Source organism: Limnobacter sp. UBA7229, assembly GCF_002473065.1.
In the GTDB taxonomy this organism is placed as follows: Bacteria; Pseudomonadota; Gammaproteobacteria; order Burkholderiales; family Burkholderiaceae_B; genus Limnobacter; species Limnobacter profundi.
Window position 1 is genome coordinate 20,057 of the sequence record NZ_DKTN01000005.1, and the last position, 13,449, is coordinate 33,505.

The following is a 13,449-nucleotide window of genomic DNA, read 5'->3' on the forward strand; positions in this document are numbered from 1 at the left end:
TACACCATATCCGCCTTTATCTTGATAATCAAGGGGGCTAGACTGTAGGAATAGGTGCACTGCAACATTTTTTAGAATACCGGAGGTGATGAATGGTTGATTTTGTATTGAACGGCAAAGCCGTCAGTGTGAATGTGGATGGCGACACGCCACTGCTTTGGGTGCTTCGCGACGACCTGGACATGACAGGCACCAAATTTGGTTGCGGCATGGGCCTTTGCGGCGCTTGCACAGCGCATGTCGATGGCGAGCCTGTGCGCAGTTGCTCCACACCAGTATCAACCGTTGCGGGCAAAAAAGTTAGCACCATCGAAGCCATGCAAAACGACAAAGTCGGCTCGGCCGTTCAGGCAGCCTGGCAAAAGCTCGACGTAGTGCAGTGTGGTTACTGCCAGTCAGGGCAAATCATGTCGGCCACTGCTTTGCTGGCCAGCAACCCGAAGCCCACCGACGACGACATTGATGCAGCCATGGCAGGCAATGTGTGCCGCTGTGCCACCTATGTGCGCATTCGCGCGGCCATTCACGAAGCCGCCAAAACATTGGCTTAAGGAGAAATATTCATGAGCATTGTTACCAAGGTTTCTCGTCGCGACTTCTTGAAAGCAGGCGCTGGTTTAACACTCGCGGTCAGCATTCCCTCTGTATTTGCCAACAACAAACTGAAAGCCGGTGGCCCAGGCCTGGCTGGCAGTGCGGTTGAAGCAGGCAACTTCGCCCCCAATGCCTTTGTAACCATTGGCAGCGACAACACAGTTACTGTTATTTCCAAACACCTGGAAATGGGTCAAGGCGTGTACACCGGCCTTGCCACCCTGGTGGCCGAGGAACTGGATGCCGATTGGTCCACAGTCAAAGTGGAAGGCGCAGGCGCCAGTACCAAGCACTACAACAACCTGTTCTGGGGTGCGCAAGGCACTGGCGGCAGTACCGCAATTGCCAATTCATTTGAACAAATGCGCACGGCGGGCGCCACCGCCCGCGCCATGTTGGTAAACGCCGCAGCTGCGCAATGGAAAGTACCTGCCCGTGAAATTACGGTGAGCAACAGTGTTGTGTCACACGCGAAAAGCAATCGCAAGGCCACTTTTGGCGAGTTGGCCGAAGCGGCCAGCGAGCAAACTGTGCCGGGCGAAGTCAATTTGAAAGACCCGAAAGATTTCAAACTGATTGGCAAAACAGCACCCCGCAAAGACAGCACTGCAAAAACCAATGGCACCGCGATGTTTACGCAAGACATGAAATTGCCAGGCATGCTGGTGGCTGTAGTTGCGCACCCGCCCAAGTTTGGCGGCACCGTGAAGAACGTAGACGACAAAGCAGCACGTGCTATTGCAGGTGTATCGGATGTGGTCACCATTCCCAGTGGTGTAGCAGTGCTGGCGACCAATTACTGGACTGCAAAAAAAGGGCGCGACGCACTGAACATTGAATGGGATTTGTCCACGGCTTACAAGGGCAGCAGCGAACAAATTGCCGTCGACTACAACAAGCTGCTGGGCAAACGCGGCACCGTTGTTCGGCAAGATGGTGACACCGAAAGTCAATTCGCGCGCAGCGAACGAACTGTTGAATCCGACTATCACTTCCCTTTTCTTGCGCATGCATCAATGGAGCCTTTGAACTGCCTCATTAAACTGGACAGGGACAGCGCCGAGGTGTGGAACGGCGAACAAATGCAAACTGCCGATCAGGCCGCTGTGGCCGGGGTGTTGGGCCTTGACCCCGAAAAAGTGAAATTGAACATGCTGTATGCTGGCGGCAGCTTTGGCCGCCGAGCCAACCCGCAAGCTGACTACCTGGTTGAAACCGCCCACATTGTGAAAGCCATTGGCGGCAAAGCGCCGGTGAAACTGGTGTGGAGCCGGGAAGACGACATGAAGGGCGGCTACTACCGCCCGGTGTATGCGCACCGCTTGCGGGCAGCCTTGGGCAAAAATGGTTTGCCGGTGGCCTGGGAAAACCGCATTGTGGGCCAGTCCATTGCGAAGGGATCGCCCTTCGAAGGCTTCCTGGTGAAAGACGGTGTGGATGCCACTTCTGTGGAAGGTTCATCCAATCTTCCTTACCAAATTCCGAACATGCTGGTGGATTTACACACCACCAATGAACAGGTTCGCGTACCCATTCAGTGGTGGCGTGCAGTGGGTTCCACCCACACCGCCTATGCCACCGAAGTATTTGTTGATGAACTGGCCGTTCAAGCCAAACAAGACCCGGTTAAATATCGGGCCACCCTGTTGACCAAGCACCCCCGCCACGCAGGTGTACTGAAACTGGTGGCTGAAAAAGCCGGTTGGAACAAGCCGCTTGCGCCTGCAGGTGACGGTGCCAAACGCGGACGCGGCATTGCTGTGCATGAATCATTCAATAGTTTTGTGGCACAGGTTGTTGAAGTAACCGTTCAGAAAGACGGGAACTTCAAGGTAGACCGCGTGGTGTGCGCAGTAGACTGCGGCGTGGTGGTAAACCCCGACGTGGTGAAAGCGCAAATGGAGGGCGGAATTGGGTTTGCCCTGGCCGCTGCACTGACTGGTGAAATCACCTTGAAAGACGGCGAAGTTCAGCAGTCGAACTACCACGACTACCCAGTGTTGCGCATCAACGAAATGCCCAAGGTCGAAGTGCACATGGTTCAGTCTGGTGAAAAGCCAACCGGTGTGGGCGAACCCGGGGTTCCACCATTGGCACCGGCATTGGCCAACGCCTTGTTCAATGCAACCGGCAAGCGCATTCGCAAACTGCCGATTGGTGAACAACTGAAAGCGTAAAGGAGCAGCAACATGGAAAGTCTTGATCTTGAAGTGTTGCAGCGCGCGCACCAGTGGCTGGAAAATGGCCACCGCGTGATGCTGGCCACAGTGGTGCGCACCTGGGGCTCTTCCCCCAGGCCACCGGGCTCGTTGCTGGCGTTGCGCGACGACGGCCATGCCCTGGGCAGCGTATCCGGTGGTTGTATTGAAGACGATTTGATTGACCGCCTGTTGAACAAGGACGGCTTCCCGTTACAGCCCCAACTGGTGAGTTATGGTGTGGGTGCAGAGCAGGCCCGGCGCTTCGGCTTGCCCTGTGGCGGCACCATGGAGCTTGTGCTTGAACCCCTGGCTGCAGCCAATGAATTGACCGATTTGTTGAACGCATTGAAAGCCGGAAAACTGGTGCAGCGCAGCCTGAACATAAAAACAGGCGAGCGCAAACTGGAGCCCACCCACCCGGAACAAGGCCTGGTGTTTGATGGCACCACCCTGATCAGTGTATTTGGCCCACGCTACCGTTTGTTGCTGATTGGTGCAGGCCAACTTAGCCAGCAACTGGCGCGCATGGCCGTGGCACTCGACTTTGCTGTCACCGTGTGCGACCCACGTGAGGAATACGCCGATGAATGGAATGAGCCGGGCTCCACGTTGACACGTGAGATGCCCGACGATGTGGTGCTTGCGATGAAACCCGACGCACGCATGGCCGTGATTGCATTGACCCATGACCCCAAGCTGGATGACCTTGCCTTGATGGAAGCCCTGCAAAGCCCTGCATTTTATGTGGCAGCGCTGGGTTCGCGCCGCAACAACGAAACCCGCCGAGCCCGCCTGCTGGAGTTCGGCGTAAGCGAGGAACAGGCGGCAACCTTGCGCGGTCCCGCGGGTATTTATATTGGCAGCCGTACACCGGCTGAAATCGCTGTTTCAATTGCCGCCGAACTGGTGGCCATGAAAAACGGCGTTGCCGGCGACAAGGTGTTGAACGTGGCACAAGCCAAAGCTGCGCTTGAAGTGGCTGCTGACACCTTGAGCGCCTGCGCAAAATGAAAAAGCCCAGGCCATGATTCAGGGTATTTTGCTGGCCGCAGGCCAGGGCCAGCGCTTTGACCCCAGCGGAGAAAAGGACAAGCTGCTGCAACTTCGTCCCGATTCTGGCAAGCCTGTGTTGTGGCACAGCGGCAGCACCATGTGCAAGGTGCTGCCTGGCACGCTGGCTGTGATTCAAGGCCACCAACCCAAGCGTGTGCACTGCTTGTTCGATGCAGGCTGCGAAGTGTTGATCAGCCCCGAAGCACAACACGGCATGGGCAGCGCCTTGGCTGCGGCAGTGAGGCATTGCCTTGAGAGAAAGCCTGGCACCACCGGATTTGTGATTTCACTGGGAGACATGCCTTGGGTGCCCGTTGAAGCTGTTGCACGGGTGCATGCTGAACTCTTGAAAGTGAGTACACAAGAGTTGCATGCTGTGGCGCCATACTTTCAAGGCAAGCGCGGGCACCCAGTGGGGCTGACGCGTGCATGGGCAGGTTCTCTGATTGCTTTGCAAGGTGACGTGGGTGCAAAACATTTGCTGCGCGGTGCAAAAATGATTGCAATTGATTGGCCAAGCGCCGATGTGTTGCAAGACGTGGATGTGCCAGAGGACCTCGCGTAGAATCAGGTTCTTCCTTCAAGGTAAGCGCAGTACGCCCATGTTCAACTTTACCCTTCTCGCCACTACCACTCTGCTTGCACTGTCCGTGTCGGGCTGCGCCATGGTTAGCGTGGGGTCAGTCAGCTCGGAAGATTACCTGTCAGCGCGCCGGGGCGATGTGCTCACCACCGGCCAACTCAGCGCATCCGCGCGTACAGCCCTTCAGGTGGTTGGCACCAACGAGGGGCGTTGCAACACCAATATTTCTGAATGCAGAAAATTGCTGATTGCCTCCATCGGCATAAGCGATGAACAACGCCTTTCCACCATTTCCGAACTGTGGCTGCAGGAAGCCCTGCAAAACGAAGAAGCGCAGAAACTGGAGCCAGCCAACGACGCGTTGAAAGCCGCCACCCTTTCCGCCTACCTTGAAAGTGCAAAGCACGCCTACGCTTACCTGTTTTTCACCGGCAGAACGCCCGACCTGCGCGCACTGGAAGACCGGCAAGCCCAAGTGCGCGACTACTACAATTTTTCAACCCAGCAGGCTGTGGTGGGTTTGTTCAACCGTTACCGCGATCAACTGGAGCAGTCTGTTTCGCAGGAAAAAACTTACCTGCTCGACTTTGCCCCCTGGCAAGTTAGCGGCAACACCGCGGGCATCAGCTTAAGCCACAAGGGCCAATTGCCCAATGAACTGCTTGCGGCGTCATCACTCACCTTCAAGGGTTTGCGCAATCAGTACCGCCGAGACGGTTTGGGTGCTGAATTGGTGGCCGTATTTGCCGACAGCGTGGTGAAACGGGAAGACGAGAACAAGCCTTGGAGCGAAACACCCTTCCCTTCTGTCACCGTGATGTTGCACTTTCCTGGCAACAGTGTTGAATCGGTGCTGGAGGGCAAACGTGTAGAACTACAGGGTTTTGATCCTCACCGGAATTCGAGTGTAGATGTTCGCGGCATACGTGTTCCCTTGGCTGCCAATTTCACGTCAGGCTATGGGCTGTGGCTTGCCCGCTCAGGCTTTGCGCAAGAAAGTTTGCTGTCGCTGATTGGTCGCAGTGAAACACTGGACAAACCCCGCATCTATTTGATGCAACCATTCGACCCCAACCGCCGTGTCATCTTGATGCTGCATGGCCTGGCCAGCAGCCCGGAGGCCTGGGTGAATGTGGCCAATGAAGTGTTGGGCGACGAAGAGCTTCGCCAGAATTTTCAGATTTGGCAGGTGTACTACCCCACCAATTTGCCGCTGCCATTCAACAACCGCGAGATTCGTGAAGCAGTGAATGCCACGTTAAAAAACTTTGATCCGCAAGGCAAGCGAAGGGCCTCCACAGAAATGGTGCTCATTGGCCACAGCATGGGTGGCGTGTTGGCACGGCTGATGGTGTCGAATTCGGGCGACCAATTGTGGGAATCGGTGCTGGACCGATACAACATTTCAGAACAGCGCGAAGAAAGACTGCGCCAGAAAATTGAGCCCTTCGTGATATTCGATGCCATGCCGCAACCCACGCGCGCCATTTTCATTGCAGCTCCGCACCGCGGAACCCCCTACGCAGAAAATCGTTTTGCGCGTTTTGTGTCGGGGCTTATTCGCTTGCCGGCCACCGTACTAAGCCGGGTGACTGAGATTGGTCAGCTGTTGGTCAACCCCAATGAAGCATCGAATGAACCCTTGGTGGACTCTTTCAACAGCATCAAGAACCTCAGTGACCAAGACCCGTTCGTGCGGGAGTCCTCCAAATTACCGATCTCGAGCAAGGTGACCTACCACTCCATCATGGGCAACGACACACCCGGCGTTATTCTTGAGGCCAGCAGCGATGGTGTGGTGCCCTATGCAAGCGCAAAACTGGAGGGTGCAGCCTCAGAACTGGTGGTGAACTCCTGGCACAGCGTGCAGGAAACGCCCGAGGCCATTGTTGAAGTGCGCCGAATTCTTCACGAGCACCTGAACCGGCTACAAGAAAGCCAACGTTAATGCGTGGCTGCTTTCACTGGCAGCCAGCGACCGTCCTGCAACACCACCTCGTAGCGCGCCCAGCGCTTGAAGGCCTCAACATTGCTCAAACCGGTTTCATACAAATCGGCACCGGCCACATTTTTGTAAATCACTTGTTGCCCGGCCTCGCCCTTGTAAGGCGTGGTTAATGACATGTCCAGCAACTCGCGCACACACCAGCGATAACCCACTTGGCCGTTGCTGTAAAAGGCGCCCACTGTCAGGGTTTGGGGGTGAGTGCTTTGCTCATCGGCATGCTTGGTGGCATATTCGAACAGCTCGGCCAATACGTCTGCGCTCACGTCCACATAGGAATCCATGCGGGCAATGGCAGCTGCAAAATCCTCGTGGGTAAGGCTGGCCCCGGTTTCCGACAAGGCTTCGACCCGCTTTTTCTGCTTGCGCGCAAAATGGTTGGGGTAGCGCCGCCAGGCAAACAGCGCATTAAAACTGACTGCCACAAACAAAATAGCCAGGGTGTTTAACAACACCGGGTTGATCATGTACCAATAACCAAGGTTTGAAATGGATTCACCGCCCAACGCGGCGGTTAGCGCCGTGGCCCCGCCCGGCGGGTGAATGCAATTGGCCCAGTACATCACGCCCACCGCCAAACCCACCGCCAAAGCCGCAGCCAAATAAGTGTGCGGAATGTAACGCGCACAGGTAACGCCAATGAGTGCCGACACGAAATGCCCACCCATCAGCGCCCAAGGCTGCGACAAGGTGCCGTGCGGCACAGCAAACAACAAAACCGCTGTTGCACCCATGGATGCGACCACCATAATTGCATCGGTGCCCTGGACCACAAAACTGGACACCCAACACACCATCAAGATTCCCAAAAAGGCACCCAGGCCAGAAATGGCTTTCTCGCGGGGACTGGTGGAATTGGATTCGAAGCCAAGAATCGACCTCGACACCGACAGGGCTCGCAAAGCCCGGATGGAGAGTTTCATGTTTGGAATCAACAGGTTTGTTTGAAACGAGCCCATGATGATACGCCTGTAAAACACCGGGTAGCACCAAGTTGGTGCAGTTCAGGCCAATCCATTTCAAGCCACATTTACTGAAGCAACTCGCCTTATACTTCGCACTTGCCCATTCCTTCTGCCTGCCCTGTGCGCAATTCCACCATCGACCTGCTGAAAGCCCTGGCATCACAAATTATTGTGGTTCACCACCTGTTGTTGTACACACCCATGTCGCCGGTGCTGCAAGCCAAGTGGCCCGGTCTGCTGGGTTTGATCGCCGATGAGGGGCGCTATGTGGTGCAAATTTTTCTGGTGATTGGTGGCTTTTTGGCGGCGCAGTCCATGTTCAGCTTGCTGGGTAAGGCACGCAATGTGGAAGTTTGGCCCTTGTTCAAAAAACGCTTTTTGCGCCTGGTCAAACCCTTTTGGGTGGCCATTGCGTTGGCTGTGCTGTTGAGCTGGTTGGGCGGCAAAATTGCGATACACCCGGAAGTATCGGATTTGCCAGGTTTTACCCAACTGCTGGCCCATGCATTTTTGTTGCACGACATTGTAGAAGTGGAGGCGTTGTCGGCCGGGGTTTGGTATGTGGCGATCGACCTGCAACTTTACGCAGTGTTGGTGTTGATGGCGTGGGCAAGCCAAAAAACCGGCGGGCTGAAATTGCTTGAACCCCAGCAGGGATTGTTGCTGCTGGCAATTGCCATGACCATCGCCTCTTTGTTGGTGTGGAACACAAATGCTGAACACGACGAATGGGCGTGGTATTTTTTCGGCGCCTACGGCTTGGGCGTTGCCTCCCATTGGGCTCAACGTGAAGGCAAAGTGATTTGGGTCAGCTTGCTGATTGCGGGCATGCTGGGCATTGCACTGTGGATTGAATGGCGCGAACGTTTGTTGCTGACGGGTGTAACAGCTTTGCTGTTAATGAACAGTGCGCGTATTGAAAGCTTGGTCAGTGTGATTGTTCAAGGCCCAGTGCGCCGGCTGGGCGATATTTCATACTCGGTTTTTCTGATTCACTACGGCATTGCCGTGTTTGCAAGTTCAGTGGTGATTGCCTTGGGCTTGAGCAGTTTTGCAGAAATGTTGGTCGCGTTTTTGGTGACCTGGGTGCTCAGTGTTGCGGCGGGGTGGGTGTTGTATTGGGGGATTGAGAAGTAAGGTTGTTCTCCCACCTAGGGTGCGCCCTTCTCCAATAAAATTCATTTGACAGGCAAAACTCCTTACTCTAAAGTAAGGAAATTATAGCAAGGGATATATCAATCATGGCTACAGCTTCAGTAACATCCAAAGGGCAAATTACAATTCCCGCTGGGGTGCGCGCTGCGCTTGGGCTGGAAACCGGCAGCAGGGTTGAATTTGTTGAAACAGAAAAGGGAAAGTTTGCAATTGTTGCAGCAACAAATTCCGTGCACGCTCTCAAAGGCATGTTGCGCAAACCGCTATCACCTGTAAGCATCGAAGATATGAACGTGGCGATTGCCAAACAAGGGGCCAAAGCGCGATGATCGGCCTTGATAGCAACGTACTGGTCCGCTATATCGCCCAAGATGACCCCAAACAATCTCCCATCGCTACCAAACTGATTACATCGCTTACAACAGAAAACCCTGGGTTTATTTCTCAAGTTTCACTGGTTGAATTGGTGTGGGTTATGCAAAGCTGCTACAAAGCAAGCAAACCTGAAGTAGTGGCAATTCTTGAAACCTTGTTGAGCACACGCGAACTGCTTGTTGAAAATACGGAAATAGCAATTAAAGCACTGAAAATTTTCGAAACATCAAAAGCAGACTTTTCTGATTGCCTAATCGAGCGAACTGCAAACAAAGCCGGGTGCCTGCACTGTGTTAGCTTCGACACCCATGCCATCAAGACGGCAGGATTTAAACCTGTTTGATTTAAAACTAACCCCGCTGCGCCTTCAACATGGCCTGCTGCGCCCGCCCAGCCATTTCCGTGCTGAACTGGTCAAGAATCCAGTGCAGGGTTTGAATGGTGAGCGCTGTGCCGCTGATCGGTGCACGCCCCAGAAAATCAAGCATGGAATTCACAATGGTGAACACATCCTCAGCCAGTAGCTTGCTGGCGTTTGCGGCTTTCACCAGCACTTCTGAAAGCAGATCTGCCGCTGTAACGGCAAGGCTTAATCCACCCTGCACGGTGACCAGGTAGGCGTATCCCATTGAGCGCAACACCTGCTCTGTCAGCTTGCCCACCAGGTCGAGCAGCTTGGCATTGAACATGCCACCGCCACCCAGTTTCGCAAACTCTCGGGACAAATCGGTGTATTGCGACAAGCCATGCGGCATCGGAGAAAAATCGCTCCAACTGCTGCTATAGGCCATTTTGGAATAACCGCTGTGCAACAGGTGCGCATCAATGCCCACCTTTTCGCCATGCCGTATCAATAATTCAGAAGACCCGCGCGAGGCGTGCATGTAAGGAAACAAGGGCACCATGGGCACTGGGTCGCAGGGGTTGGCAATACGCCTAATTTGCCCCGGTGCAATTTGCTTGGTGATGTCTTGCGCATAGCTAACAATACCCACACGCGGTGCGCCGATGGTGTACAGGCATACATTGAAACCTGCATCACGCAGCATGCAGGCATTCAAATTGGCCAATGCCCCGCCCAGGCTATGGCCCATGCAGTGAATGGTACTTGGCCGCTTTGCACCACTTTGCGATACAAAATTCACCAACTGGCTTTGATAGCTTTTGAAGGTTTTTAGAAACCCACGGTGAACCACATTGCCGCGCGGGCCGATGCCATAGCCGATGTTTGCGTTGGTTGCCAAATCGAATTTGTTGTGCTGAAAATTGGTACCGCGTGTGACAAGAACCAGCTCGTTTGCGCGGCTGCCGGTGCCGTGTGCGACGAAGCCGAAACCGCTGAGCAGGTCGATGTTGAAGAGGCCGGATCGGCCGGCGAGTGTACCAAATCCATCTGATTGAATTGGAAGTTTTCGGGACTTAGCCACTTGAATTAGTTCGTCTGAACTCAAGGTTGATATGTGCGCTACTGACTTGCCGGGATTCGCCCCTTTTAGATTGCGAAAAACGGAATCGGCTTCGTATGCAAAACCCGAAAGTGCATGAACGTAGTTTGGTTGTAAAAGTAGATTAGTCATATTTAAGGCTTTTCCTTTCTTCGGATTCTTCTACTTCACAGTTAATAATTGGCAACCTACCGTTGAATAACTCCTTGTTTTTCAGATCGCATTTCATACGTATGTAGGGAAGTCCCGTCTCAACGTTTTCCTGATATGAGTTTTTCGATGTGGCATAGGCCATGTAGTCTTTGCCATCAATTGGAATGAAAATTCGAAGGCTTATATTAGGTACGTGAAACAGCTTTGCCAAAAAACCAAAATCTGCCGCACCGCGTACTTCGGGAAACTGAAAACGACCATTCTTATCCGTAGAGGTAATTGCCGTACGTGGCTCAGACTCCATATTCCAACTGATAATTCGCTTCACTTTCAGCCCTGTCACTGGTTTTCCATGGTCGAGTATTTGCCCTTCTACAGCCGAGGATAAATTCAGGTTGTCTTGCCACACGGCATGAGCTCCTAGAGAGAAAGAGAGAAGAAAGGTGGTGCAGGCATAAAACAGCCATCTACCTAGGTTTGGTCGCATAGGGTTGTGATGCGTTTTGATGGAAAGCGAACACACTATCAGACCTGTAAGGCCACTCAAAAAATCACTTATTCGGGTAGCTCTAATTGATTAGGCGGTTCAACCTTGCAGTCGATGATCTCGCTGATCTTCCGAATCGAATCACTTACTCGCCATTTGGTGGCGAATAACCAAGATTTATTTTTCATCCTGTTCATGCGATGCTTTGTAAATACCTGACATAGTTAATTTAAAGAAATCATGTGCGATGTGCGGATAAATGGATATCGCCGTTATTGTTTGATAAATCAAGTTAGCCATCAAGACAGTTGAGCCACTCATGAGCGATCAAGATAAGCCAGAAATTCACGAAGAGCCGGCGGCAATTCCTTTTTCGGAATTCCTCGAAAGCGTGCCGCCTGGCACTTTGACGAACATTACTGACCTTACCAAAACGAGGCACTACCAAGGTGGCGGGGTTGCCGGTTACGTCCTATTTACTCCTGAAATTCAGTTGCACTGCCCAAGCGATTCATGCAATGGCATTCGCTTCTTCCGACGTACAAATTCTTCGGTGCCGGACATTCCCGATGACACCTTCCACTTCCTCTATCTCTCATACGTCTGCTCAAACTGCCGTAAAACTGAAAAAACATTCTCCCTTGCAGCGCAAAGGGATGTTAAAGCGATATCAGGTAAGTGCTATAAGTTTGGAGAGCTTCCAGAATATGGGCCACCGACAGCTGCAAGACTTATCAAGCTCATTGGCCCTGACCGTGAGCTATTTCTAAAAGGTCGTCGATGTGAAAACCAAGGTCTCGGAATTGGGGCTTTTGTCTATTACAGACGAGTTGTAGAAGAGCAAAAGAACAGAATCCTCGATGAAGTCATAAAGGTTTCACAGAAAGTCGGCGCTCCTGCGGAAGCGATTAAGACGCTAGAGGCAGCAAAAGTTGAAACCCAATTTAGCAAAGCACTAGCAAACGTAAAGGACGCCATCCCCCAAGCACTTCTTATTAACGGCCACAACCCACTTACATTGCTGCATTCAGCACTCAGTGACGGTTTGCATCTGAGAAGCGATGAGCATTGCCTAGAAATCGCCAGCAGCATTCGCGTGATACTTGCCGAACTGTCAGAGCGACTGGCACAGGCACTTAAAGACGAGGCAGAACTTAATAAGGCGCTGTCTCGGCTGATGGCAAAGAAATGAAGGCTAACCCACCGCTCCAGTGGGACGCTATGCCGGCAAGCCGGCTCCGCGCCCTTGAGCTAGCACGTTATGCACCAGCAACCCGTTCTACGGAGTAAACGAAGTGAGTATGCGATTTTTATACGTCATGGATCCCATGTGTGCCTGGTGTTATGGGTTTCAACCGGAGTTGGATCGGTTTCTAGAACAGTACCCTTCAGTGGAGGTGGACTGGATAATGGGAGGGTTAGCGCCTGATACCAAAGAACCCATGAGCGAAAACCTGAAAGAAGCGATCTCTTCCTATTGGCATCAAATAGAAAAGGTTTCTCAAGTAACGTTTAATCACAGTTATTGGGAACGGAACACACCTTATCGTTCAACATACCAAGCTTGTAGAGCAGTGATAGCAGCTGAGAAGTTAGCTGCCAGAAGCTCACCAAATATGGCAAAAGCGATTCAATCGGCTTATTACCGTGAGGCCAGGAACCCGTCTTTAGATGAAACGCTGATTGATTGCGCTGGCACCATAGGGTTGTGCGAGGAGCAGTTTTTAACTGTCCTTCACGCCAAAGAAACTGAACTTGAGTTTCAAAAACATTTGGCAATTACACGTCAACTTGAAGTTAGTGGGTTTCCCGCCCTCTTCTACATTAACAAAGAGAATCAGGCTTATCCTCTAACTCACGGTTTTTGCAAAGCTGAAGCGCTTTTTGAACGTTTCAGGGATTGAGCTATTTGCGTGCGAAAGCAAGAAGTGGCGAGATGTCGCCTTGGTCGGCTGCTCGCAGGGCGGCCAGATATTCGGCCCGCATTTCGCTCTGGCTCACAAGGGAAGCATGTCCACCGCTGCCCCAAGTAAAAGGTTTCAAGCCCATTTTCTGAAGTAAAAGATCGGCGATCAAACGACAGCATCTCCCATTGCCGTTCGGAAACGGGTGGATGAGCACAAGCTGGTGGTGAAATCGTGCTGCCAGCTCATCCGGGTGCATGGCATTGTGTTCGATCTGATACTTGGTGTTCTCCAGCAAGTTCCGGACGCGCATAGAAACCTGGCGCCAATCGCAACCGATATTCTTGTCGCTCTTGCGGTACGTTCCAGCCCATGTCCATGTATCGCTGAACATCTGCTTGTGCAGCTTGCGCAGGAACACATCATCCAGAACATCCTGCTTGAGCTGGCGCTGGCCCACCGGGCACCCTTGATGATATTAAGCTGCTCCCATTCATTGAGCTCACCCTGCGTCGAGATGTGCTTGGGC

14 protein-coding genes are annotated in these 13,449 nt (G+C 52.9%); 10 read left to right on the forward strand and 4 right to left on the reverse strand.

The features are described 5' to 3' along the window. The first annotated feature begins 92 nt into the window (after window positions 1-92). The 5 genes from B4C79_RS02930 to B4C79_RS02950 are packed head-to-tail and all read left to right on the forward strand — an operon-like array spanning window position 93 to window position 6,379. On the forward strand, window positions 93-551 hold the full coding sequence (locus B4C79_RS02930; protein ID WP_105027604.1) for a (2Fe-2S)-binding protein: 459 nt from the start codon (window positions 93-95) through the stop codon (window positions 549-551). Window positions 552-563: 12 nt separating this feature from the next. Beyond that, complete coding sequence (locus B4C79_RS02935; RefSeq protein WP_291742242.1) at window positions 564-2,771, forward strand: xanthine dehydrogenase family protein molybdopterin-binding subunit; 2,208 nt, start codon at window positions 564-566, stop codon at window positions 2,769-2,771. A 12-nt stretch (window positions 2,772-2,783) separates the two neighbouring features. Beyond that, the gene (locus B4C79_RS02940) at window positions 2,784-3,806 is read left to right on the forward strand and encodes an XdhC family protein (protein WP_291742239.1); all 1,023 of its coding nucleotides are present in this window, start codon (window positions 2,784-2,786) and stop codon (window positions 3,804-3,806) included. A gap of 13 nt (window positions 3,807-3,819) precedes the next feature. Continuing rightward, a complete protein-coding gene (locus B4C79_RS02945; RefSeq protein WP_105027606.1) occupies window positions 3,820-4,413 on the forward strand; it encodes a nucleotidyltransferase family protein in 594 nt (197 codons plus the stop codon). 37 nt (window positions 4,414-4,450) lie between these two features. Then, window positions 4,451-6,379 carry an esterase/lipase family protein gene (locus B4C79_RS02950; RefSeq protein WP_291742232.1) on the forward strand — a complete coding sequence of 643 codons (1,929 nt, stop codon included), beginning with the start codon at window positions 4,451-4,453 and terminating at the stop codon, window positions 6,377-6,379. Here B4C79_RS02950 and B4C79_RS02955 read toward each other — a convergent pair. Continuing rightward, window positions 6,376-7,359, reverse strand: coding sequence for an HPP family protein (locus B4C79_RS02955; protein WP_291742230.1), 984 nt, complete (start codon window positions 7,357-7,359; stop codon window positions 6,376-6,378). The genes B4C79_RS02950 and B4C79_RS02955 overlap by 4 nt on opposite strands. A gap of 138 nt (window positions 7,360-7,497) precedes the next feature. Here B4C79_RS02955 and B4C79_RS02960 point away from each other — a divergent pair, with 138 nt between their 5' ends. From B4C79_RS02960 to B4C79_RS02970, 3 genes are all read left to right on the forward strand, one after another. Then, window positions 7,498-8,538: an acyltransferase family protein gene (locus tag B4C79_RS02960; RefSeq protein ID WP_291742227.1), complete on the forward strand. Its 1,041-nt coding sequence runs from the start codon at window positions 7,498-7,500 to the stop codon at window positions 8,536-8,538. A gap of 104 nt (window positions 8,539-8,642) precedes the next feature. Beyond that, entirely contained in the window at window positions 8,643-8,885 is a 243-nt protein-coding gene (locus B4C79_RS02965) for an AbrB/MazE/SpoVT family DNA-binding domain-containing protein (RefSeq protein WP_291742225.1), read from the forward strand. After that, a complete protein-coding gene (locus B4C79_RS02970) occupies window positions 8,882-9,274 on the forward strand; it encodes a PIN domain-containing protein (protein WP_291742223.1) in 393 nt (130 codons plus the stop codon). Before B4C79_RS02965 ends, B4C79_RS02970 begins: the two co-directional genes overlap by 4 nt. A 7-nt stretch (window positions 9,275-9,281) precedes the next feature. Here B4C79_RS02970 and B4C79_RS02975 read toward each other — a convergent pair whose 3' ends face one another. Together B4C79_RS02975 and B4C79_RS02980 are read right to left on the reverse strand one after the other, a co-directional pair. Continuing rightward, complete coding sequence (locus B4C79_RS02975) at window positions 9,282-10,358, reverse strand: lipase family protein (protein WP_291742220.1); 1,077 nt, start codon at window positions 10,356-10,358, stop codon at window positions 9,282-9,284. Window positions 10,359-10,500: 142 nt separating this feature from the next. Next, window positions 10,501-10,938 carry a DUF6795 domain-containing protein gene (locus B4C79_RS02980; protein WP_291742218.1) on the reverse strand — a complete coding sequence of 146 codons (438 nt, stop codon included), beginning with the start codon at window positions 10,936-10,938 and terminating at the stop codon, window positions 10,501-10,503. Between the two features lie 397 nt (window positions 10,939-11,335). Here B4C79_RS02980 and B4C79_RS02985 point away from each other — a divergent pair, with 397 nt between their 5' ends. After that, on the forward strand, window positions 11,336-12,208 hold the full coding sequence (locus B4C79_RS02985) for a hypothetical protein (RefSeq protein WP_291742215.1): 873 nt from the start codon (window positions 11,336-11,338) through the stop codon (window positions 12,206-12,208). A gap of 136 nt (window positions 12,209-12,344) precedes the next feature. Beyond that, window positions 12,345-12,920, forward strand: a complete 576-nt coding sequence (locus tag B4C79_RS02990) for a DsbA family protein (RefSeq protein ID WP_291742257.1) — start codon at window positions 12,345-12,347, stop codon at window positions 12,918-12,920. A 1-nt stretch (window position 12,921) separates the two neighbouring features. Here B4C79_RS02990 and B4C79_RS02995 read toward each other — a convergent pair whose 3' ends face one another. Then, entirely contained in the window at window positions 12,922-13,380 is a 459-nt protein-coding gene (locus B4C79_RS02995) for a mobile mystery protein B (RefSeq protein ID WP_291742212.1), read from the reverse strand. Between the last annotated feature and the right edge of the window lie 69 nt (window positions 13,381-13,449).

What these genes read in the sequence shown, in the direction of transcription:
- B4C79_RS02930 (WP_105027604.1), top strand. Translation starts at nt 93, where the DNA reads ATGGTTGATTTTGTATTGAACGGCAAAGCCGTCAGTGTGAATGTGGAT.
- B4C79_RS02935 (WP_291742242.1), top strand. Translation starts at nt 564, where the DNA reads ATGAGCATTGTTACCAAGGTTTCTCGTCGCGACTTCTTGAAAGCAGGC.
- B4C79_RS02940 (WP_291742239.1), top strand. Translation starts at nt 2,784, where the DNA reads ATGGAAAGTCTTGATCTTGAAGTGTTGCAGCGCGCGCACCAGTGGCTG.
- B4C79_RS02945 (WP_105027606.1), top strand. Translation starts at nt 3,820, where the DNA reads ATGATTCAGGGTATTTTGCTGGCCGCAGGCCAGGGCCAGCGCTTTGAC.
- B4C79_RS02950 (WP_291742232.1), top strand. Translation starts at nt 4,451, where the DNA reads ATGTTCAACTTTACCCTTCTCGCCACTACCACTCTGCTTGCACTGTCC.
- B4C79_RS02955 (WP_291742230.1), bottom strand. Translation starts at nt 7,359, where the DNA reads ATGAAACTCTCCATCCGGGCTTTGCGAGCCCTGTCGGTGTCGAGGTCG.
- B4C79_RS02965 (WP_291742225.1), top strand. Translation starts at nt 8,643, where the DNA reads ATGGCTACAGCTTCAGTAACATCCAAAGGGCAAATTACAATTCCCGCT.
- B4C79_RS02970 (WP_291742223.1), top strand. Translation starts at nt 8,882, where the DNA reads ATGATCGGCCTTGATAGCAACGTACTGGTCCGCTATATCGCCCAAGAT.
- B4C79_RS02985 (WP_291742215.1), top strand. Translation starts at nt 11,336, where the DNA reads ATGAGCGATCAAGATAAGCCAGAAATTCACGAAGAGCCGGCGGCAATT.
- B4C79_RS02990 (WP_291742257.1), top strand. Translation starts at nt 12,345, where the DNA reads ATGTGTGCCTGGTGTTATGGGTTTCAACCGGAGTTGGATCGGTTTCTA.